At 70.9% G+C, this 20,172-nt stretch carries 19 protein-coding genes and 1 tRNA gene; 7 read left to right on the top strand and 13 right to left on the bottom strand.

Annotated elements, in window-relative coordinates; translation table 11 throughout:
* The first annotated feature begins 319 nt into the window (after window positions 1–319).
* Genes R7226_RS14260 through fdhA form a run of 3 tightly spaced genes read left to right on the top strand, consistent with a single transcriptional unit; the run spans window position 320 to window position 5,299 of the window.
* Window positions 320–2,083, top strand: a complete 1,764-nt coding sequence (locus R7226_RS14260) for an ABC transporter ATP-binding protein (RefSeq protein ID WP_318597842.1) — start codon at window positions 320–322, stop codon at window positions 2,081–2,083.
* Window positions 2,080–4,014 (top strand): ABC transporter ATP-binding protein, encoded by a 1,935-nt coding sequence (locus R7226_RS14255; protein WP_318597841.1) that lies wholly within the window; start codon window positions 2,080–2,082, stop codon window positions 4,012–4,014. Before R7226_RS14260 ends, R7226_RS14255 begins: the two co-directional genes overlap by 4 nt.
* Before the next feature lie 58 nt (window positions 4,015–4,072).
* Window positions 4,073–5,299 (top strand): formaldehyde dehydrogenase, glutathione-independent, encoded by a 1,227-nt coding sequence (gene fdhA, locus R7226_RS14250; protein WP_318597840.1) that lies wholly within the window; start codon window positions 4,073–4,075, stop codon window positions 5,297–5,299.
* Here fdhA and R7226_RS14245 read toward each other — a convergent pair.
* Window positions 5,296–5,505 carry a hypothetical protein gene (locus tag R7226_RS14245; protein WP_318597839.1) on the bottom strand — a complete coding sequence of 70 codons (210 nt, stop codon included), beginning with the start codon at window positions 5,503–5,505 and terminating at the stop codon, window positions 5,296–5,298. The two genes, fdhA and R7226_RS14245, sit on opposite strands and share 4 nt — an antisense overlap.
* Before the next feature lie 38 nt (window positions 5,506–5,543).
* On the opposite strand from R7226_RS14245, the gene R7226_RS14240 reads away from it, so the two are divergent.
* Window positions 5,544–6,242 carry a Crp/Fnr family transcriptional regulator gene (locus R7226_RS14240; protein WP_318597838.1) on the top strand — a complete coding sequence of 233 codons (699 nt, stop codon included), beginning with the start codon at window positions 5,544–5,546 and terminating at the stop codon, window positions 6,240–6,242.
* A 39-nt stretch (window positions 6,243–6,281) separates the two neighbouring features.
* Here the strand turns inward: R7226_RS14240 and R7226_RS14235 are convergent, their stop codons facing one another.
* Window positions 6,282–8,090, bottom strand: coding sequence for an NHL domain-containing protein (locus tag R7226_RS14235; protein ID WP_318597837.1), 1,809 nt, complete (start codon window positions 8,088–8,090; stop codon window positions 6,282–6,284).
* An 82-nt stretch (window positions 8,091–8,172) separates the two neighbouring features.
* Between R7226_RS14235 and R7226_RS14230 the strand changes: the two genes are divergently transcribed.
* On the top strand, window positions 8,173–9,879 hold the full coding sequence (locus R7226_RS14230) for a CHASE2 domain-containing protein (RefSeq protein WP_318597836.1): 1,707 nt from the start codon (window positions 8,173–8,175) through the stop codon (window positions 9,877–9,879).
* A gap of 76 nt (window positions 9,880–9,955) precedes the next feature.
* On the opposite strand, the gene R7226_RS14225 is transcribed toward R7226_RS14230, so the two are convergent.
* The gene (locus R7226_RS14225; protein ID WP_318597835.1) at window positions 9,956–10,630 is read right to left on the bottom strand and encodes a hypothetical protein; all 675 of its coding nucleotides are present in this window, start codon (window positions 10,628–10,630) and stop codon (window positions 9,956–9,958) included.
* A 425-nt stretch (window positions 10,631–11,055) separates the two neighbouring features.
* Between R7226_RS14225 and R7226_RS14220 the strand changes: the two genes are divergently transcribed.
* The gene (locus R7226_RS14220) at window positions 11,056–11,508 is read left to right on the top strand and encodes a tyrosine-type recombinase/integrase (protein ID WP_318597861.1); all 453 of its coding nucleotides are present in this window, start codon (window positions 11,056–11,058) and stop codon (window positions 11,506–11,508) included.
* A 17-nt stretch (window positions 11,509–11,525) separates the two neighbouring features.
* Here R7226_RS14220 and R7226_RS14215 read toward each other — a convergent pair whose 3' ends face one another.
* The 3 genes from R7226_RS14215 to R7226_RS14205 all read right to left on the bottom strand — a co-directional run bounded on the left by R7226_RS14215 (window position 11,526) and on the right by R7226_RS14205 (window position 13,632).
* Complete coding sequence (locus R7226_RS14215; protein WP_318597834.1) at window positions 11,526–12,203, bottom strand: hypothetical protein; 678 nt, start codon at window positions 12,201–12,203, stop codon at window positions 11,526–11,528.
* 385 nt (window positions 12,204–12,588) lie between these two features.
* Complete coding sequence (locus R7226_RS14210; RefSeq protein WP_318597833.1) at window positions 12,589–12,966, bottom strand: hypothetical protein; 378 nt, start codon at window positions 12,964–12,966, stop codon at window positions 12,589–12,591.
* Between the two features lie 192 nt (window positions 12,967–13,158).
* Complete coding sequence (locus R7226_RS14205) at window positions 13,159–13,632, bottom strand: PASTA domain-containing protein (protein WP_318597832.1); 474 nt, start codon at window positions 13,630–13,632, stop codon at window positions 13,159–13,161.
* A 489-nt stretch (window positions 13,633–14,121) separates the two neighbouring features.
* Between R7226_RS14205 and R7226_RS14200 the strand changes: the two genes are divergently transcribed.
* Window positions 14,122–14,322: a hypothetical protein gene (locus tag R7226_RS14200; protein WP_318597831.1), complete on the top strand. Its 201-nt coding sequence runs from the start codon at window positions 14,122–14,124 to the stop codon at window positions 14,320–14,322.
* 190 nt (window positions 14,323–14,512) lie between these two features.
* Here R7226_RS14200 and R7226_RS14195 read toward each other — a convergent pair.
* The 7 genes from R7226_RS14195 to R7226_RS14165 form a co-directional block, all read right to left on the bottom strand.
* Window positions 14,513–14,583 (bottom strand) — tRNA-Gln (locus tag R7226_RS14195).
* 430 nt (window positions 14,584–15,013) lie between these two features.
* Window positions 15,014–15,556: a hypothetical protein gene (locus tag R7226_RS14190; protein ID WP_318597830.1), complete on the bottom strand. Its 543-nt coding sequence runs from the start codon at window positions 15,554–15,556 to the stop codon at window positions 15,014–15,016.
* 61 nt (window positions 15,557–15,617) lie between these two features.
* Window positions 15,618–16,871: an NAD(P)/FAD-dependent oxidoreductase gene (locus tag R7226_RS14185; protein WP_318597829.1), complete on the bottom strand. Its 1,254-nt coding sequence runs from the start codon at window positions 16,869–16,871 to the stop codon at window positions 15,618–15,620.
* Window positions 16,871–17,542 (bottom strand): potassium channel family protein, encoded by a 672-nt coding sequence (locus R7226_RS14180; protein ID WP_318597828.1) that lies wholly within the window; start codon window positions 17,540–17,542, stop codon window positions 16,871–16,873. The genes R7226_RS14185 and R7226_RS14180 overlap by 1 nt, the downstream gene beginning before the upstream one ends.
* Before the next feature lie 12 nt (window positions 17,543–17,554).
* Window positions 17,555–17,980 (bottom strand): potassium channel family protein, encoded by a 426-nt coding sequence (locus tag R7226_RS14175; RefSeq protein WP_318597827.1) that lies wholly within the window; start codon window positions 17,978–17,980, stop codon window positions 17,555–17,557.
* Between the two features lie 10 nt (window positions 17,981–17,990).
* Window positions 17,991–19,976, bottom strand: a complete 1,986-nt coding sequence (locus R7226_RS14170; protein ID WP_318597826.1) for a universal stress protein — start codon at window positions 19,974–19,976, stop codon at window positions 17,991–17,993.
* Window positions 19,976–20,167, bottom strand: a complete 192-nt coding sequence (locus R7226_RS14165; protein ID WP_318597825.1) for a hypothetical protein — start codon at window positions 20,165–20,167, stop codon at window positions 19,976–19,978. Before R7226_RS14165 ends, R7226_RS14170 begins: the two co-directional genes overlap by 1 nt.
* Window positions 20,168–20,172 lie beyond the last annotated feature (5 nt).

The following is a 20,172-nucleotide window of genomic DNA, read 5'->3' as shown; positions in this document are numbered from 1 at the left end:
AGTGTGCTGCCCTATAGCGGCAGCAAACTTGCGGTGGTGGAAATCGGACATGGCGCGGCGGCGTTCTCTGCGCTCCTTGACTTCAAGCGCACTTGAAGGCCTAGGGTCTCTCGTCATGACCTTCCGCACGCTCCTCGAAGCCGCCGCATCTCAGCACCGGGAGGCGCGGATACCGTGGATAGGCGGGGTCGAACTTCGATCGCATGCAGAGCGAGAAGACGGAGCCGCGCGTGTTCCGTACCACTCTCTGATGGCGGCACACGACGCACAGCCCGACCTCCGGGGACGCGCTCATGACCCCCACTATACTTTTTGAAGTTTGTCCACGTTCAAGCGACTCCTCGGCTTCCTCAGCCCTTACAAGATCGGCGTCTCCGTCTCCTTCGCGCTCGCGGCGGCGGCGATGGTCGCGACCGTCGCGATCCCGTACCTGACCGGCCGCGCGATCGACACGACGCGTGACGGCGACCGCTCGGCGCTGATCTGGCTGGCCATCGGCGTCGGCATCGCCGGCCTGCTGCGCCTTGCCTTCAGCGTCGGCCGCCGCCTCGTCGCCGGGCGCGTCTCGCTCGGCGTCGAGTACGACCTGCGCGGCCGCCTCTACAGCCATCTGCAGGCGCTCGAGCTCGGCTTCTTCGACCATCAGCAGACCGGCCAGCTGATGTCGCGCGTGACCGTCGACCTGCAGGCGGTCCGCTTCTTCCTCGGCTACGGCCTCATCTTCATCGGCCAGGCGCTCTTCACGATCGTGCTCGCCGGCATCGCGATGTTCCTGTTGGAGCCGGGCCTCGCCGCGATCGCGCTCGCGCCCGTCCCCTTCGTCGTCGTGATCGCGTTCCGCTTCGGGCGCCGCTCGCGGCCGGCCAACCAGGAGGTCCAGCAGCGCGTCGCCGAGCTGACCGCCGAGGCCGAGGAGAACGTCTCCGGCGTCCGCGTCGTGAAGGCGTTCGCGCGCGAGGAGCGTCAGCTGGAGCGGTTCGACCACCGCGTCGGGCGGGTCTTCGACCAGGCGATGATCGCCACCCGCCTGCAGGCCTTCTACGCCCCCTTCATCGGCTTCCTGCCCAACCTCGGCCTCGCCGCGATCCTCTTCGTCGGCGGCCGCCAGGTGATCGACGGAACGTTGACGCTCGGCGAGTTCACCGCCTTCTACGCCTACCTGCTGCTGCTGATCGGGCCGATGCGGATGCTCGGCTTCCTGCTCGGCAGCGCCCAGCGCGCGACCGCCTCCGGCGCCCGCATCTTCCAGCTGCTCGACCGCGCCCCCGCGATGGACGTGCCGGCCGACGCGCCGCCGCTGCCGGACGGGCGCGGCCGCGTCGAGCTGCGCGGCGTCTCGCTCGCCTTCGAGGGCAGCAGGCAGCGCGCGCTGGCCGACGTCGACCTCGTCGTCGAGGCCGGCTCGACGGTCGCGCTCGTCGGCCCGACCGGCTCGGGCAAGACCGCGCTCGTCTCGCTGCTGCCGCGGCTCTACGACGCGACCGCCGGCGAGGTGCTGATCGACGGCGCGAACGTGCAACGGGTCGATCCGCGCTCGCTGCGCCACGAGATCGCGATCGTCAACGACGACCCGTTCCTGTTCTCCGCGACCGTCCACGACAACATCGCCTACGCCCGCCCCGACGCCACGCGCGAAGAGGTCGAGACAGCCGCGCGGCGCGCCCGCGCCGCCGGCTTCGTCGGCGAGCTGCCGAACGGCTACGACACGCTGATCGGCGAGCGCGGCCTGACGCTCTCCGGCGGCCAGCGCCAGCGGATCGCGATCGCCCGCGCGCTGCTCGCGAACCCGCGCATCCTCGTGCTCGACGACGCGACCTCCGCGGTCGACGCCTCGACCGAGCAGGAGATCAAGCAGGCGCTGCGCGAGGTGATGGCCGGCCGCACGACCTTCGTGATCGCGCACCGCCTCTCGACGATCTCGCTCGCCGACGAGATCGTCGTGCTCGACCACGGCCGCGTCGTCGCGCGCGGCACGCATGACGAGCTGCTCGACAGCGACGACTTCTACGCCGAGGTCGCGGCGAAGGGCCTGCCGGACCGGATAGCGCCGGACGTTCCGCGCGAGGAGGTCGCAGGCCTGTGAGCCCGCCGCTCGACAGAAGAGCTTCTCAGGCGGAGCCCGCCGCCCCCAGCGACCGCGCGGACCAGCAGCGTTACGCCGAGGGCGCCAGCGCGCTCGCCAGCGGCGCGATCGGCCCCGAGACGACGGCAGGCAGCGAGGCCGACCGGCTCGCCGACCTGCGCCGCCGGCTGCGTCAGACCTCCGGCCGCGGCCGCAAGCTGCGCGGGCTGCTGGTGCTGCTGCGCCCCTACCGTACGCGCGTGATCGTGATGTTCGTCGCGCTGTTCGCCGCGACCGGCGCGGCGCTGGCGCCGGCGCCGCTGGCGAAGCTCGCGATCGACGAGGGGATCAAGCACAGAGACGTCGCCGCGCTCGACTGGATCGTCGTCGGCTTCGTCGCCTCCGCGCTGCTCTACTGGGGCGCGACCTACCTGCAGACGTACATGACCGGCTGGGTCGGCCAGCGGGCGCTGCAGGACCTGCGCATCCAGGTCTTCCAGCACATCCAGTCGCTCTCGCTCGGCTTCTACTCGCGCAACCGCGCCGGCGTCGTGATCTCGCGCCTGACCAACGACGTGCAGGCGCTCGACCAGCTCGTCACCGACGGCGTCACGACGCTGTTCCAGTCGACGCTGATGCTGCTCGGCGTGATCGTCACGCTGCTGATCTTCGACGCCGAGCTGGCGCTGTGGACCTTCCTCGCGATCCCGCTGCTGGCGCTCGCCGCGCTCGCCTTCCGGATCGCATCCGCCGACGCCTTCCGCCGCACGCGCGAGCGGATCGCGGCGATCACCGGCTATCTGCAGGAGACGCTGTCGGGGATCCGCGTCGTGCGCTCGTTCGGTCAGGAGCGCCGCCACCTCGACCGCTTCTCCGAGCTGAACGAGGCCAACCGCCGGGCGAACATGACGACCGTCTACCTGAACGCGTCGTACTTCCCCGCCGTCGAGCTGCTGTCGGCGCTGGTGACGACCGCGATCCTCGTGATAGGCGGCATCCAGGTGATCGAGGGCAACACCTCGACCGGCGTCGTCTTCGGCTTCATCGCCGCGCTGAACAACTTCTTCGACCCGATCCAGCAGCTGTCGCAGCTCTACACGACCTATCAGTCCGGCATGGCCGCGCTCGACAAGATCTTCGAGCTGCTCGACGAGGAGCCGGAGCTGCGCGACGCGCCCGGCGCCAGACCTCTTCCGACGATCAGAGGCGAGCTGGTCTTCGACGACGTCTCCTTCAGATACGGCGGCAGGGACGACGCGGAGGGCGCCTGGGCGCTGGAGCGGATCGACCTGCGCGTGCCGCCGGGCCAGACAGTCGCGCTCGTCGGCGAGACCGGCGCCGGCAAGTCGACCTTCGCGAAGCTCGTCGCGCGCTTCTACGACCCGACGGAGGGCAGCATCACCGTCGACGGCCACGACCTGCGCGAGGTGACCGCGCACTCGCTGCGCGCGCAGATGGGGATCGTCCCGCAGGAGGGCTTCCTCTTCAGCGGCACGGTCGCCGAGAACATCGCCTTCGGCCGCCCGGACGCGACCGACGAGCAGGTCGAGGCGGCCGCCCACGCGGTCGGCGCCGACGTCTTCATCGAGGAGCTGGAGCACGGCTACGACACCGAGGTCGGCGAGCGGGGCGCGCAGATCTCCGCCGGCCAGCGCCAGCTGATCGCGTTCGCGCGCGCGCTGATCGCCGACCCGCGGATCCTCGTGCTCGACGAGGCGACCTCCAACGTCGACATCCACACCGAGGCGCGGATCGAGCAGGGCATGCGCCGTCTGCTCGCCGGCCGCACCGCGATCGTGATCGCGCACCGGCTCTCGACGATCCAGCACGCCGGCCTGATCGTCGTGCTCGAGCACGGTCACGTCGTCGAGCAGGGGACGCATGACGAGCTGATCGCCGCGGAGGGGCGCTACTGGACGCTCTACCGCGACTGGGCGCAATCGGCAGCCTAAGAAACGGTGCCATCGGGCAGGCCTCTTGTCAGATCCCCCGATCTGAGGAGACGGAGAGATGGCGGACACCAACAGAGGCGTCGTCTACATGGGTCCCGGCACCGTCGAGGTGCAGGAGACGCCCTACCCAACCTTCGAGCTGAGAGACGGTCCCGGCGTTCACCCGGACAGCGTCGGGCGGGAATGTCACCACGGGGTGATCCTGAAGATCGTCTCGACCAACATCTGCGGCTCCGACCAGCACATGGTGCGCGGCCGCACGACCGCGCCGAGAGGGCTGATCCTCGGCCACGAGATCACCGGCGAGGTGATCGAGGTCGGCCGCGACGTCGAGTACATCAGAAGAGGCGACCTCGTCTCGACGCCGTTCAACATCGCCTGCGGCCGCTGTCGCAACTGCAAGGAGCGCAAGACCGGCATCTGCCTCAACACCAACCCGGCGCGGCCCGGCGCCGCGTACGGCTACGTAGACATGGGCGGCTGGCCCGGCGGTCAGGCGCGCTACGTGATGGTCCCCTACGCCGACTTCAACCTGCTCAAGTTCCGTGACAAGGAGCAGGCGATGGCGAAGATCCTCGACCTCACGATGCTGTCGGACATCTTCCCGACCGGCTACCACGGCGCCGTCACGGCCGGCACGACGACCGGCTCGACGGTCTACGTCGCCGGCGCCGGCCCGGTCGGGCTCGCGGCCGCGCACGCCGCGCAGCTGCTGGGCGCCTCGGTCGTGATCGTCGGCGACCTGATCCCGGAGCGGCTCGCGCAGGCGCGCAGCTTCGGCTGCGAGACGATCGACGTCTCCAGAGGCGATCCGGGCGACCAGATCGCCGAGATCCTCGGCACGCCGGAGGTCGACTGCGGCGTCGACGCCGTCGGCTTCGAGGCGCACGGGCACGGCAAGGACGCCGGTGAGGAGGCGCCGGCGACGGTGCTCAACTCGCTGATGACGATCACGCGCGCCGGCGGCGCGCTCGGCATCCCCGGCCTCTACGTGACCGGCGACCCGGGCGCCAAGGACGACGCCGCGAAGGAGGGCTCGCTGTCGATCCGGATCGGGCTCGGCTGGGCGAAGTCGCACGTCTTCACGACCGGCCAGTGCCCGGTGATGAAGTACAACCGCGAGCTGATGGAGGCGATCCTCCAGGACCGCTGCCAGATCGCCAGAGCGGTCAACGCGACGGTCATCACGCTCGACGACGCGCCCCAGGGCTACCGAGACTTCGACAGAGGGGCGGCACGCAAGTACGTGATCGACCCGCACGGTCTCGTCGGAGCGGCGGCCTAGCGATCGGCCTGCGGCGGGAGGTCGTCGTCCGCGGCTGCTGCTCGCAGCGCGACGATCTCCCGCTCCAGCGCCTCGACGCGCTCCACGACCCAGTCGAGCCGCGGATCGCGCTCGCCCATCGTCCGCCGCGCGCCCATCGCGTAGGCGTATTCGAACGAATGCAGCAGGCGGCGCAACTCCGCCTGGAGCTCCTCCAAACGGTCCATCGCACCAAGCGTACTCCCGCCGGTGTACCGTTCCGCGCGTGGCACACGACCAGTTCGCGCTGCTTGCCGGAGCCGCGCCCGAAGAGGTGCAGGAGCTGCTGTCGCACGGGCGGCGGCGCCACTTCAGCGCCGGCGAGGTCGTCTTCCACGCCGGCGACCCCGCCGATTGCGTCCACTTCGTCCGCGGCGGGCGCTTCGCCGTCCGCATCACGACCGAGTTCGGCGACGTCGCGACGCTCAACGTCGTCGGCCCCGGCGACAGCTTCGGCGAGCTGGCGCTGCTGACGCCGGACGCGCCGCGCAGCGCGACCGTCGCGGCGCTCGAGAGAGCGGAGACGCTGTCGGTCCACGAGATCGACTTCCGCCGTCTGCGCAGAGCGCGCCCGCAGACCGACGCGCTGCTCTCGCAGCTGCTGGCGGGACGCGTGCGGCGCCTCTCCGAGCAGCTCGTCGACGCGCTCTACCTGCCGGCCGAGACGCGCGTGCGCCGACGGCTGCTCGACGTCGCGGCGGCGTACGGCGGAGATGGCGGGCCGGGCGCGGACGGGGCGACCGCCGACGGGGCGAGCGTGCCGCTGACGCAGGAGGAGCTGGCGTCGCTCGCCGGCACCTCGCGCGCGACCGTCAACAAGGTCCTGCGCGAGGAGCAGGAGCACGGCACGCTGGAGCTGAGACGCGGCCGCACGACGGTGCTCGACGCCGCCGCGCTGGAGCGGCGCGCGCGCGGGTTCGGTTGAGGCGCGTGCCCGGCGCCGCCTGGCGCGCGCGGCGTCCGGCTATCTCGTCCGCCGCGCTCTCGCCGGCGCGAGGAAGCTTCTGCCGGCGCGCACGAGCACCGTTCTGCGCAGTCTGAACGCCGTCACCGCGACCTTGCCGCGGCGCACCCGCACGAACGTGCCCGGGCGCGGGTCGCTCGCGCAGCGGTCGACGATCGTCCAGCGCGTCCCGCGCACGATCGCGGCGCCGTATCTGCCCTGCGTGCGGATCCGCCCCTCGGCATCGACGTCGATCCGGCGGCCCTTGCCCCGCTTGCCGCGCTTGCGCTTCGCGGCGCTGCTCGCGCGGGGCGCCGCGGCTGTCTCCGCCGCGCGCCCGCCAGCCCGCCGCACGACCGGCGTGCAGCCCTCCAGCGGCCCCGACAGCAGCAGCGTGCCGGGCAGCTGGCCGCGGTCGAGCGCGCCGCTCTGGCGCACGAGGAAGCGACCGCCGCCGGCGACCGCGCTCGCCGTGCGGCCGGCGCGGGTCGTCGTGAACTGCAGCGAGACGCGTCCGCCGCGCGCGTCCAGCTCCGCGCCGAGCGGGACGTTGGAGAGCGCGTCGAGCGTGATGAAGCGGCGCGTTCCCGGCAGCCGGATCAGCACCGTCCCGGAGACCGGCGCGACGACCGTGCTGCGGCCGCGGACCGGTGGCGCGACGCCCGGCGGCACCGCTCTCGGCGGCGTCGTGTCGGGCGGCGTCACCGGGTCGGCTGTTCTCGCCGGCTCGGGCGTGATCGCGCGCACGCGGTGGTTGAAGGCGTCGGCGATGCGGATGCGCGTGCCGTCGAGCAGGACCGCGCGCGGATGCGACAGCTGCGCGGCGGTCGGCAGGCCGCCGTCGCCGCTGAAGCCGAGCGTGCCGGTGCCCGCGATCGTGCGGATGATCCCGTTCGCGGCGACCTCGCGGATCCGCTCGTTGGTCGAGTCGGCGATCACGATCGAGCCGTCGTCGCGGACCGCGACCCCTTCCGGCTGGTTGAGCGCCGCCGCCGTCGCGGGGCCGCCGTCGCCCGCGAAGCCGGTCGCCGCCGAGCCGGCGACGGTCGTGATCGTGTCGGCGGTGTCGACGCGCCGGATGCGGTTGTTGCCGGTGTCGGCGATCAGATAGCCGCCGCCACTGAGCGGGACGACGCGGGCGGGCGCGTTGAGCCCGGCCGCGGTCGCCGGGCCGCCGTCGCCGAGCGCGACGTTGGAGGGCAGCCCCGCGACGGTGATCAGCAGCCCGCCCGGGAGCACGCGCGCGATCCGGTTGTTGCCGGTGTCGGCGATCAGGAAGCCGCCGTCGGGCAGCGCAGCGACGTCGCCGGGGAATCTCAGGCTGACGGTCGTGGCGCCGTCGCCCGTCCCGAACCCGGGGGTCCCGGTGCCGGCGACGGTCGTGATCGTGCCGGCCGGGCTGACGCGGCGGATGCGATGGTTGCCGGTGTCGGCGATCAGCACACCGCCGTCGGCGGCGACCGCGACGCCGCGCGGCTGGTTGAGGCGCACGATCGGGTTGGTCGCCGCGACCGCCTCTCCCGCGAATGGCTCGGTCGTGCCGCAGCAGGGGCCGGCGCCGGCGATCGTGGTGATCACGCCGGCGGGGTCGACGCGGCGGATGCGGCTGTTGGAGGTGTCGGCGATCAAGTAGCCCTCGCCGAGCGGCGCGAGCGCCGAGGGCGAGGTCAGCAGCGCTCTGACCGCGAAGCCGCCGTCGCCGCCGAAGCCGCCCGTGCCGCTGCCGGCGACGGTGTCGATGCGGTCGGCCGCGAGCGCCGGGACGGCGGCGCCGAGCAGCACCGCCAGCAGGGCGAGCGCGAGGGCGGATGCGCGGTGAGAGCGGTTCATGGGTCCAGATCCTGGCGTACGGCGCGTGGGCGCACTGTCGCAGACCGCGCACGTCCTGTGTCGAATGCGCGACACTCACGCGATGCTCAGCCGGCCGGTGCGTGCGCTGATCGTCGGCCTGCTCGCGGCTGCGCTCGCGGGCGGGATCGCGTGGACGGGCGCGCTCGATCGCTTCGAGGCGTTCACCGTCGACGAGCGCTTCGCCGTGCGCGGCAGCGACGGGCCGCCGCCTGACGTGCTGATCGTGGAGATCGACGACGCCGCCTACAACCGTCTCGGCTTCCCCTTCCCGCGACGGCTGCACGCGCGCGCGATCGAGGCGCTGCTGGCCGCCGGCGCCAGACGGATCGCGTACGACGTGCAGTTCAGCGAGCCGTCGTCGCGGGCGGCCGACGACCGCGCGCTGCTGCGCGCGGCGCGCGACCCGCGTGTCGTCTTCGGCGTCGCCGACCTCGCGCGCGACGGCAGACCGCTCGTGATGCCCGAGCTGGCGCGCGCCGCCGACGGACGCGTCGGCCAGGTCCTCTTCCCGGTCGACGAGGACGGTGTCTGGCGGCGGATGAGCGGCAGCTTCCACGGTCTCCCCCATTTCGCGACGCTCGCCGCCGGCGGCTCGCCCGCCACGCCCGAGCGGCCGATCGACTATGCCGGGCCGCAGGACACTGTCGAGCACGTCGCCTTCCTCGACCTGCTGCGCGGCGAGGTCGATCCGGCGCTGGTGCGCGGGCGGATCGTCGTCGTCGGCGCGACCGCGCAGGCGCTGCAGGACTTCCACCCGACGCCGTTCGGCGGCCAGACGAGCGGCGCCGAGATCAACGCCAACGCGATCCAGACGATCCTCGACGACTATCCGCTGCGCGACGCGCCCGGCGCGCTGCTGGTGCTGCTGCTGCTCGCCGGCGGCCTGCTCGCGCCGCTGGCGACGACCTTGCCGGGCTCGCCGATGCGGGCGCTGCTGCGCGCGCTCGGCGTCGGCGTGCTGGGTGTGGCGGCGCTGCTCGGCGGCGCGCAGCTCGCGTTCGCGGCCGGCACGATCGTGCCGATCGCGGCGCCATTGCTGGCGCTGCTGTTCGGGACGACCGGCGCGGTCGCGCTCACCTACGCGGTCGAGGTGCGCGCGCAGCGGCGGCTGCGGACCGAGCTGGAGCGGTTCGTCGCGCCCGCCGTCGCGAGCGAGCTGCTGACGCGGGACCAGCCGCTCGACAGCCGCCGCGTCGAGGCGACCGTGCTGTTCTGCGACCTGCGCGGCTTCACGACGCTGTCGGAGCAGCTGGAGGCCGAGCAGGTGATCGCTCTCCTGAACCGCTACCTGGAGCTGGTCAGCACCGCGGTGCTCGATCGCGGCGGGACGGTCGTCTCCTACCAGGGCGACGGGGTGATGGCCGTCTTCGGCGCGCCACTGCCGCAGCCCGATCACGCCGCGCGGGCGCTCGCCGCGGCGGAGGCGATCCTCGACGAGGCGCTGCCGGCCTTCAACCGCTGGAGTGCGGAGCGCGGCCTGCTGGCGCCGGAGGCGGCGCTGAGCGCCGGGGTGGGACTCAACTCCGGGCCGCTGATGGCCGGCGTGATCGGCTCCGAGCGGCGCGTCGAGTACGCCGCGGTCGGCGACGTGACGAACGTCGCGGCGCGGCTGCAGGCGCTCGGGCGGGAGCTGCCGGGGCGGCTGTTCGTCGCGGCCGCCACGATCGAAGCGCTCGGCGACCCGAAGGCCGCCGAGCGCTTGGAGAGACACGGCGAGGTGAGGCTGAAAGGGCGGCGCGAGCCGGTCACGGTCTGGGTCGGGCGCTAGGCCGCGAGCCGTGGCCGGGCGCGACGCGGGCGCGGACGCTGAGGCCGCACCCGCCGTGCGCTGCAGGTGAAGCGGGTCAGCCGACGACCTTCGGGACGCAAGTGACGTAGGCGCGCAGGATCCGGTTGGAGGCGCTGTTGTTGCGGCCGGAGACGCTCCAGCCGGTCAGCTCGTTGCCGCCGTCGAACGGGACGGGCACGGACGCGATGACCTGCACGTCGAGCTCGGTCGGCTGCGGCGACGCGATCTGGAACCAGCCGCCGCCACCGCCGATCGCCTTCTCGTCCGCGTTGCAGGAGGCGACGATCGTCGTGCTGCCGCCGGCGCCGGGGATCTGCGGGCTGGCGACGAAGACGGTGCGCGTCGCGTTGGAGAGGAAGGCGGTGTGATCGCGGCCATTGAGCTTCTGCGCGTCCTTGGCGACGTCGGCCGTTCTGGCGTTCTCGGCGCTTCTGGCCGTCTCCGCGCTTCTGGCGTTCTCGGCGAACTGGGCCGTCTTGGCCGAGTCGGCCGACTTCGCCAGCTCGGCGAAGCTGGCGAGCTTCGCGACGGGGACGACGCCGAGGCGCGACTCGTTGATCTGCACGCCGGTGAGCGAGTTCGGCTTGATCCGGTTGCCCGGCAGGCTGCTCTTCTTGACCGATGCACCGCTGACGGTCGGGGCCGCCTGGCTGGCGCCGGCGACACCGGCGAGCGCGACGGAGGCGATGGCGAGAGCGGCGGCGGGGCGGGTGAAGACGGTGGAGCGCATGAGGGAGTTCCTCCTGGATTCTGCGGCGGACCCGGTGCCCGCCGTTTCGATGGATCCAGACTCCTCTCCAGCGGCCCCCAGCTCCGCTCACTCGCCGACGCTGCAAGTGTCAAGTGCGCGACACACGTCGCCGGCCGCGCACGCCCCCAGAACGACAGAAGCCCCGCTACCAGCGGGGCTTCGGTGACTGCGGGACGTATGAACCGCTGTCTGTGTCCCCACGGTGTCCCCACAGCTCCGCTACGCAGCCGCTAGAGACCAACGAGGGAGTCACCTATGGGCTGGGACCCGAGAGCCTTGACTGGAACAGCATCGACCCCGACGAGCTGGGGGACATGCAGGAAGCCGACCTCTGGTTGGAAGCCGGGGCACCCTTCTACACCGGGCTTCGCTCCGGCGAGTTGCAGGCGCTCCGATAGAGCGGCATCGACCTCAGAGCGGCCGTCATCCACGTCAGACGGGGATGGGACGACTACAGAGGTGAGCAAGAGCCGGTGGCGAGAGCAGCCAAGCGAAGAGTCCCGATCATCGCCCCGTTGCTGGGGTTGCTGAGAGCACAGCAGAAGCGCACCGGCCGCAGGGGTTCCCGCCTCGTCTTTCGGCCGCTCCAAGAGCCTCCCTTCAAGCGCGAGACGATGCGCAGACGCGCGCTTAGAGACTGGAGAGACGCGAGACGTACGAGAACCATCACGCTTCACGAAGCCCGTCGCACGGCGGCCTCGCTGATGATCGCTGCCGGGGCCAACGCCAAGGCGCTGTCCGTCGTGATTGGCCATGAGTCCATCACGATCACGTTCGACCGCTACGGCGACTTGATGCCGGGCGGCGAGAGCGAGGTCGGGCGACTGCTCGGCGAGTGCATCAAGGGCGGCTCGTAGCTGCGTTCGTAGCTTGCCTACGAACCGGCCCCATCACTGGTACCAAACAGCCGCTCGTACTCCGGAATGAGTTCAGAATCGAGTATTGCGATGCTAGGAAGTTGATACCCCGCGACTCCGGCGATGAGCAGGGCAGCGTCTCGAACAGACCTCGCATCGCGAATCAAGTAAGCGTTCGCCTTCTCGGCGTTCCGAAAAGGCAGCACGCTTCTTTCAATGACGCCATCGTCGCGCACACTGAGCAGATGGTCAGTCACCGCCAACGGATCAGCGTGCACCGGAGCTGACAGCGCCCTCCAAACGTCCTGGCTCAGCCCTGAGTACGCCTGATCCTTCGTCATCTGCCCGAACAGCCAACGCCGTGCCTCCTGCACCCCGTTCGTCGGGTGGATGACCCTCTCCAGATACCCGCGCACTTCGGCAAGACGGCGCTGGAAGACGTGCGCCTCGGCGTCGTATCCGACGCTAAGGAGCGCCATCTCTGCCCGAAGCGAGCGAACCGCGAGCATCCCGAGCTTTACGGCCGCGTCTAACTGTGGCGTCTCACTATTGATCAAAGGTACGACCGCTGCCAGCAGGCTTCCAAGCACGTTGGTCGCCCGGTCAGCCAACAGCAAGCCCCGCAACTCGAACGGTGCGGTCTCCGCGTGGGCGGTCTCATACGCGGAGAACGTCAGAGGCACGCCGGCAAGCACGGACCCGACCCAACGACGCCTGTGGCCGTCCGCGCCAGATATCGGACTGTGGTGTTGGCCAGTCCGACCGGCCGGCGCCTTACGATAATTGCATTGTCGCCCAAACGATGCGGTTCTACCAAGGAGCAGTTCGTGCCCCATGCTGCGAACACCGGCGACGCTGAGCGAACGACCCTCGTCGAGAGGGTCACGTTGGAAACGACAGTCGCCTCGCAAGGAGCGACCATCGCAGACCTCCAAAGCCGCTTAGCGACGATTGGGCGCCTGCTTGAAGCAGCGCGGGACCAGTCGGTCCCCTTCTCGGCTGGCGTGTACGCGAGATACTGAGCGGACCTGGGCTCACCCGGACGGGTGAGCCCAGCCCCCCGGCAGCCTGCCACATGGGCTAGAGGCGCTTCTCGTTGACGACGGTGGCGACGTATGCCCAGCCAGCGGGGATGCCGAGCAGGAGGGCGACCGTGATCCAGTCGCTGAGCTTGTCCGTGTGGACTAGCGCGTAGATACCGCGCCCGCACACGGCCACAGTCGCGACCCACACAACGACGACGACGGCGCGAGTGAAGATGTCGAGCTGCTTCCCATCGAAGCACGATGCGACCCTAGCGACGCTTCCCCGCGCGCGGAGCGTGGGCAGTCCGTGCTCAGGACGATGTCTGCCAGCGGACAACCCGTCCACGTGCTCCCGTACAGCGGATATCGCCAGCTTCGTAGGCGATATCCCGGTACCGGCAGTACAAGCCACGCACGCTGCCACTGCCGCCATCCTGCGCCACAGTCGCGTTCCACGCCTTCACGACACGTCGAGCCTCCACGCACCCGACAACCCGCGTCGTGATGTTGCCCGCGACGTCGTTGGGCATGGCTCCGCACTCGCGAACGGGTGAGGCCAGCGCCGCCGGAGCACTCGCGCAGAGCACGCTGAGCACGGCGGCGAACACCCCGGCGCGACGCATCGCTACTCGCCTTCCTTCTTGGAGCTGAGCGTGATCGTCGCGTTCTCATCGACCATCGTGCCGGCCGCTGGATCCTGCTCGACCACCACCCAATTGCGATCCCAGACGAGCATTCGATCCTGACCCGTAGCGTCGCGCTCATCGAGCATGTAGAGGCCAGCCGCCTGCATCGTGTCCTGCGCGTACTGGTGGTTCTCCCCAACGACGTTGGGGACCTTAATCAGGTTTGCTTCCGGCTGCGGCTCAGGCTTCGCGACGGGCTTCGACGCAGCCGGCTTGGGCTTCGACGCAGCCGGCTTGGGCTTCGACGCAGCCGGCTTGGACTCCGCAGCCGGTGCGGCTGACTTCTCCACCACGGTTTCCTTGACTACGGTCACCACCGTCTGCGTGGCTGGCTGCTCCGATTCGGAGGACGAGCCGCAGCCGGCCACCAGAAGTGCGACAACCACCGCGCTGGAAATCAGGGTCTTGTGCATGCGGGCGAGTCTAGGAACGCTGCCGCTCACGGGCGCCAGTGCCCTGACTGCGATACAGCATCACCCCAGCAACGAGGACGACGCCGTAGCCGATGACGGCGAGGGACGCACACCGCGCTCGGAGCGACAAAGGGGCCAGCGACGATCCCGAGGCCAGGCGGCTAAAACAACAGCCGACCAGCAAGGCCGGAAGCGATGATCCGGAGGGCTGACGGCTGCCGCCGAACCAGCAGGACCGCAAGTGCAACGAGCGCGGGGAGCGAAGCGACCGCAGCGCGGACTGCCGCAGACGCCGAGAGGGCGTGGAGGACCGGAGCATTAGCGTCCGGGAGACGAAGGGCGGCAAGCACGACCGCAGCCCCAGCAGCAGCAACGACGAACGCTCCTCTGAGGGCGTCATCTCTCGCCGGGTTTCGCCTGCTTTAGGCCAGTTTCCGGGCGTATCCGAGGCACAATGTTGGAGTCAAGCAACCTAGCCATGGAGGCGATATGACCAAGGACGAAGTCCACTACACGGACACGTACGTGACGCTGCACGCGATGCCGTCGGACGGCATCGTCCGCGACGGAACCGCGCTCATCGGAAGCACGCTCTACCTCAACCGCAGGCCGCTCGGACGGGTTCTCGGCGTGAACGCTCGCCCGTTCATGGGCGGCCATCGGATCGACTACTTCGTCGTGACGCCGTAGGTCCCGGAAGCCCAGCGACCCATGCCATCGCTTGCCACTCAGCCGACAGGCGTTGGGGGGTCGCTGGGGTCGTGGGGACGCCCCTGTCCCCACGACCGCAAGAACACCGCTTTCGCGCCATGTCCCCACATGTGTCCCCATGGGTACGCCTAGAACGACGAAAGCCCCGTCTTCACGGGGCTTTCAGAGACTGCGGGACAGGGATTCGAACCCCGATTACCCGGTCCAGAGCCGAGTGTCTTGCCATTAGACGATCCCGCAACGCGTGCGTGGCATGAGGATAGACGCTTCGCCGCCAGAATGCCTCCTCGCCGGCCGGAACAACATAGTTGGTGTTGAGAACCGCGACGGCGTCGGTATTCTCGCTGGCGTAGCAAGTGATTCGCAGCGAGGATCACCTCCTTTCAAGAGCCCGGGGCTGTTACCCCCGGGCTCTTTCTTTGCACGGAAGCGGCCCGGCGCCCTGTTACGACGCCGGGCCTGCGCTGCTATCTCCGAGTGAGTCGCTCAATCAGAAACAACAGCGCCATCGCAGCGAGTATTTCGATGCCTATCACCTCCTTTCTCAGGACACGCGGTCCCGGCTGGGAGTTGGTGCTCCCAGCAGTTCTGGAGGTGTGCTTCGAGGTCCCCGCAGCGACGCGGGAAACGCTTTCACGCAGGCGGCGGCGCGTCTACAGCCGCTGTGTTGTCAACCCGGCCAGCCGGGCGGCAGCTCGAACTGCTGCTCGCCGAGCGCGAGCACGAGCGGGTCGCCGGCGCGGGCGGCGAGGTGGAGCGGGACGGCCGGATCGGTCGTCGGGAAGGTCGCGGTCAGGACGCTGCGGCCGGGGAAGGCAGCAGCGAGCTGGCCGACGGCGCGGGCGAGCTGCGTCAGGCCGCCGTCGGGCGAGGCCAGCTCGCTGTGGATCGCATCGGTGCGGGACGAGGCGGCCAGCTCGCTGCGCAGCCCCTCGACCGGAAACGGCCCGTACGCGCGCACCGGCGGCAGCGGCAGCGGCTCGGCGGCCAGCCGCGACGGATCCAGCTCGACCACGTGCTCGCCCTCGGCGAGCACGACCGGGCCGTCGGCGGGGCACTCGACGACGAACGGCTGACCGCCGTCGCCCCTGTCGAGCAGCAGTATCGCCGCCTCGGCGCCGGCCGCCTGGGCGAAGGCGCGCAGCGTCACCGCCAGCGTCGCGATCCGCTCGCGCGCGACCTCGGTGGCGTCGCCGCCTGCGCGCGCGTGCACCTCGCCCAGCGGGAGGCCGTCCGCTCGGACCCCGCCCCGCCCGTGGCCGGAGCGGCGGCGGTCAGCCCTGTGCCGGGCCGACCTGTGCGAGGTCCGTCGCCGCATCGCCGAGTCGCGCCAGCTCGTCGTCGTCGAGCGTCACACCGGCCGTGATCAGCCGGCGCGCGTCGTCGAGGTCGGCCGAGCGGCCGACCGAGAGCGCGCCCGCGACGCGGCCGCCATCCAGGTACCAGATGCTGAACTCGCCCGACTCGTAGGAGCCGCGCACGATCTCGCGATCCCATCTCGCCGCGGGTCCGACGTACTCCAGCGACGCCCAGTCGGCCAGATCGGAGAAGAAGTACGGAACGACGTCGTGGACGACGTCCTCGCCGAGCATCGAGCGGGCGACCGTCTTGCCCTGCTGCAGCGCCACGTCCCAGTGCTCGACGCGGATCCGCCGGCCGTGGATCACGCTGTCGTAGGCGGCGACGTCGCCAGCCGCCCAGATCCCGCGCGCGGACGTCCGCAGCCGCTCGTCGCAGGCGATCCCGCCCAGCTCCTCGTCCAGCGTCAAACCGGCGGAGCGCGCGAGCATCACGTCGGGCGTGACGCCGGCGCCGATCACGACCGCCTCGGCGTCGAGCGAGAGCCCGCCGCTCGTCACGACCCGCTCGACCCGCTCAGCGCCCTCGAACCGCTCCAGCGCATCGCCGCCGACGAAGCGGATCCCGTGGTCCTCCAACCGCGACTGGAAGAACCGCCCCGCTTCGAGACCGAAGGTGCGCGACAGCGCGACCTCCTCCTGCATCACGATCGTGCACTGCGCGCCGAGCTGCGTCAGCGTCGCGGCCACCTCGCAGCCGATGTAGGAGCCGCCGATCAGCACGATCTGTCTGCCGGCCGCCTCCGCGCGGATCTGCTCCGAGTTGCCGAACGCGCGCAGGTACGAGATCCCCTCCAGCTGCGCGCCGTCGACGTTCAGCCGCCGCACGTTCGCGCCGGTCGCGACGAGCGCGCTGTCGAACGAGACGACCTCCTTCGTCGACAGCTTCGCCTCGCGCGCCTCGGTGTCGAGCTTCATCACGCTGGTGCGCTGCAGCAGCTCGATCCGCTGCTCCTCGTACCAGCTCTCGGGTCTGTAGAAGGCATCCTCCCGCGCGGCGTCGCCGCGCAGGTACTCCTTCGACAGCGGCGGGCGGTCGTACGGCGGGTCGGGCTCGCGGCCGACGAGCAGGATCTCGCCCTCCGCCCCGCCCTCGCGCAGCCAGCGGGCGCACGACGCCGAAGCCAGCCCGCCGCCGATCAGCAGGTGCGCGACGTGACGGTCGGCCATCAGGCGGCCGCCGCGCTCTGCGTGAACTGCGGCGTGATCGCCGACTCGAGGCCCGGATCGAGGATCAGCAGCACCTCGTCGCCGGCCTCGATCACGGTGTCGGACTTCGGCACGAAGCCGCCGCCGTCGCGCAGCACGGAGATGATCAGCGCGCCGTCGGGCAGCGGCACCTGCTCGACCGTGAGGCCGGCGGCCGGGGCGCCCTGGACGACCTCCAGCTCGATGATCTCCAGCCGCTCGCCCTCGAGCGCCAGCAGCTGGACGAGGCCGTACTGCGGCACCTCGTGCTCGATCAGGCGCAGGATCAGGTCGGTCGCGGAGACCGCCGGCTGGATCCCGAGCAGCTTGAAGTGCTGCAGGTTGCGAGGGTTGTTGACGCGCGCGACGATCCTTTGCGTCAGGTACTTCTCCTTCGCCATCTGGCAGATGAGCATGTTGTCCTCGTCGTCGCCGGTGACGGCGATCACGAGGTCAGCGCGCTGGATCCCACCGCGCTCCAGCACCCACAGCTCGGTCGCGTCGCCGTACTGGACGGCGTGCTCCAGCTCCTGCTCGACGACGAGGTAGCGACGGCGGTCGTCCTCGATCAGCGTCACCTCGTGCTCCTTGGCGAGCAGCTCGCGAGCGAGGTTCCAGCCGACCTTCCCGGCTCCGGCGATGATCACGTACACGTCAGCTCCCCCTTACGCCGGCGACATCGCGGCCTGTGCGACCAGATCGATCGCGTGCTGGGTCGGACAGATCGTGTGCAGCCCCTGCTCGGCGTACCAGGCGGCGCGGGCGGGGTCGGCGACGCGCACGACGACGCGCGGCACGTTGAAGCGCTTCTGCGCGATCTGCGCGACGACGAGGTTCGTGTTGTCGCCGCGGGTCGAGGCGATGAAGACGTCGGCGCCCTCGATCCCGGCCTCGACGAGCGCGTCGACCTCGAGCGCGGTGCCGACGGTGAAGCGACCGCCGGCGTCCTCCCACGTGTCGACGAGGTCCTTGTCGAGCTGCTCGTGCGACAGCGGGTCCTGGTCCAGCACGGAAACGTCGTGACCGGCCTCCAGTGCCTGTTTTGCGACGGCGGAGCCGACGCGCCCCGCTCCGACGATCAGGATCAGCATGAGGGGAACATTAGCGCTGCGGGTCGCTGGGCCGGTCGGCCGCCGGCTCGGCGGGCGCCGGCGGCGCGTCGGCCGCCGGCGCGGTCAGGATCACGCGGCACTCGGCCTTGCGCAGCACGTACTTCGTCGCCTCGCCGACGAAGTTGTCGAGCGGGCCGCCGGAGCCGCCCAGCAGCGCGCCGCCCCGCACGCGCGAGGGCTCCTCGGCGGCCAGCACGATCGCCTCCACCCCGCGCCGTCTCGCCTCGTTGACGATCCCCTGGCCGGCGCGGCGGGCGCGGATCATCGCCGTCTGCACGTGGACGCCCTCGTACTCCTCGCCGACCGCCTTGGCGCGCCGCAGCGCCTCCTGCGCCCGTCTGATCTGGGCCGGCGGCAGGCGCGCGTCGATCGGCAGCGCCATCGGCACCTCGAAGACCCAGATCGCCTCGATCACCGCGCCCTCCTCGTCGAGGTCGTCGCTGACCGTGCCGGCGAGCCGGCCGGCCGTCTGCACGATGTCGTCGTCGAGCGGCTTGCCGAAGATCGGCACGAGGATCGAGCCGAACTCCTCGCGGTCGCGCTTCTCGTGCATCAGCGCCTTCTCGGGGATCGTCACGCGCTTGAAGAGCGAGTTGCCGTCGGCACGGCGGTAGACGACGTACAGCACGATCCCGCCGAGCAGCCAGGCGAGGCCGACATAGCGCGCGCCGGTGTGCAGCACCAGCACGCTGAGCCAGCCGGCGGCAGAGAGGAAGGCGCCGAGCAGCGCCGGCAGCGGCACCGGCGTCCCTTTCCAGCGGATGTTGAACGGGACGCTGTAGGGCCGCCTGCGATCGGGCTCCTTGAAGCGCAGCTTGACGATCGCGAGGTGGGCGATCGTGAAGGCGATCAGCGCGCCGACGGCGTAGATCCCGACGAGGAAGTCGAGGTCGGCCGGGATCACGAGCGCGGCGGCGATCAGCGCCGCGAGCGCGATCAGCACATACGGCGTGCCGAACCTGGAGTGCAGCCGCCCGAGCCGGCTGGGGATCTGGCGGTTGGTCGCGAGCGCGTAGGAGAGCCGCGAGGTCCCGAGCATCGCGCCGTTGCAGGCGGCGATCAGGGCGGTCACGGCGGCGAGCGCGACCAGCGGCTGCAGCACGTTCGACAGCCACGTCGGGTCGAAGCCGTCGGCGATCCCCAGCAGCGGCGCCTCGATGTCGCGCGTGGTGAAGGCGTCGGCGCCGTCGGCGACCGGCAGCGCGCTGACGGCGACGACCGCGATCCCGACGTAGACGAGCACGATCGACGCCGAGCCGGGCCCGACGAGCTGCTTGAGCCCCTTGCGCCGGACACCGCTCGCCTCGCCGGCGAGGCTGGCGGCCGCCTCCAGGCCGGTGAAGGCGATCGTCGCGATCGTGAGCGCGAAGATGACGTCGTCCCACGCCGGCGAGCTGCCGAAGTCGATCGTGTCGAGCGCGGCGCTGGGGTCGACGACGAGGATCAGGCCGAGCACGATCACCAGCAGCTGCACGCCGAGGTCGGCGACGGCGACGAGCACCTGCCGCTGCAGCTGCCGGATCGTCACGCCGCTGACGTTCCAGACGGCGACCGCGGCGATGATCGCGATCGCGACGACGACCTCCAGCGCGCCATGCCCGAGCGGATCCCAGAACTCGGCCATGTAGTTGGTCGTCGTGAAGGCCGTGACGGCGATCAGGATCGAGTAGTCGAGCAGGATCGACCAGCCGGCGATGAAGCTGACCAGCTCGTTGAAGGCGTAGCGCGCGAAGACCGACGAGCCGCCGCGCTCGCGGTGCAGCGCCGCGCCCTCGACGTAGGTCATCGAGCTGAGCGCGAAGAACAGCCCGGCGACGAGGAAGACGACGGGCGTGAGCCCCAGCGCCCGGTGCGCGACGACGCCGAGCGCGAAGTAGACCGAGCTGACCGAGGTCGTGTAGACGAGCGCGAACAGCGCCCGCGAGCTGAGCGAGCGCGACCCGTCCGGGGTCGGGTCGGCGACGTGCTTCTCCATCACCGCCCCTTCCGCGCGAGCGCGAAGCGGCCGGCGCCGGCGGCGAGGAACAGCACGCCGAGGATCACGCCCAGCGAGGCGATGCCGCCGCCTTCGGTGAGCGTGCGCACGAGCAGCACGATCCCGATCACGACCATGATCGCCGACATCACCTGCGTCGTCGTGCGGTGGATGTTCCGCGGCGCCGGCATCGAAC

Origin of the sequence: Conexibacter stalactiti (assembly GCF_033542075.1) — a bacterium.
Lineage (GTDB): Bacteria > Actinomycetota > Thermoleophilia > Solirubrobacterales > Solirubrobacteraceae > Conexibacter > Conexibacter stalactiti.
This window is presented reverse-complemented; position numbering and strand designations above follow the sequence as displayed.

Coding starts and splice junctions, on each gene's coding strand:
- fdhA (WP_318597840.1), top strand. CDS start 4,073: ATGGCGGACACCAACAGAGGCGTCGTCTACATGGGTCCCGGCACCGTC.
- R7226_RS14245 (WP_318597839.1), bottom strand. CDS start 5,505: ATGGACCGTTTGGAGGAGCTCCAGGCGGAGTTGCGCCGCCTGCTGCAT.
- R7226_RS14235 (WP_318597837.1), bottom strand. CDS start 8,090: ATGAACCGCTCTCACCGCGCATCCGCCCTCGCGCTCGCCCTGCTGGCG.
- R7226_RS14230 (WP_318597836.1), top strand. CDS start 8,173: ATGCTCAGCCGGCCGGTGCGTGCGCTGATCGTCGGCCTGCTCGCGGCT.
- R7226_RS14225 (WP_318597835.1), bottom strand. CDS start 10,630: ATGCGCTCCACCGTCTTCACCCGCCCCGCCGCCGCTCTCGCCATCGCC.
- R7226_RS14210 (WP_318597833.1), bottom strand. CDS start 12,966: ATGGCGGCAGTGGCAGCGTGCGTGGCTTGTACTGCCGGTACCGGGATA.
- R7226_RS14205 (WP_318597832.1), bottom strand. CDS start 13,632: ATGCACAAGACCCTGATTTCCAGCGCGGTGGTTGTCGCACTTCTGGTG.
- R7226_RS14200 (WP_318597831.1), top strand. CDS start 14,122: ATGACCAAGGACGAAGTCCACTACACGGACACGTACGTGACGCTGCAC.
- R7226_RS14185 (WP_318597829.1), bottom strand. CDS start 16,871: ATGGCCGACCGTCACGTCGCGCACCTGCTGATCGGCGGCGGGCTGGCT.
- R7226_RS14175 (WP_318597827.1), bottom strand. CDS start 17,980: ATGCTGATCCTGATCGTCGGAGCGGGGCGCGTCGGCTCCGCCGTCGCA.
- R7226_RS14170 (WP_318597826.1), bottom strand. CDS start 19,976: ATGGAGAAGCACGTCGCCGACCCGACCCCGGACGGGTCGCGCTCGCTC.
- R7226_RS14165 (WP_318597825.1), bottom strand. CDS start 20,167: ATGCCGGCGCCGCGGAACATCCACCGCACGACGACGCAGGTGATGTCG.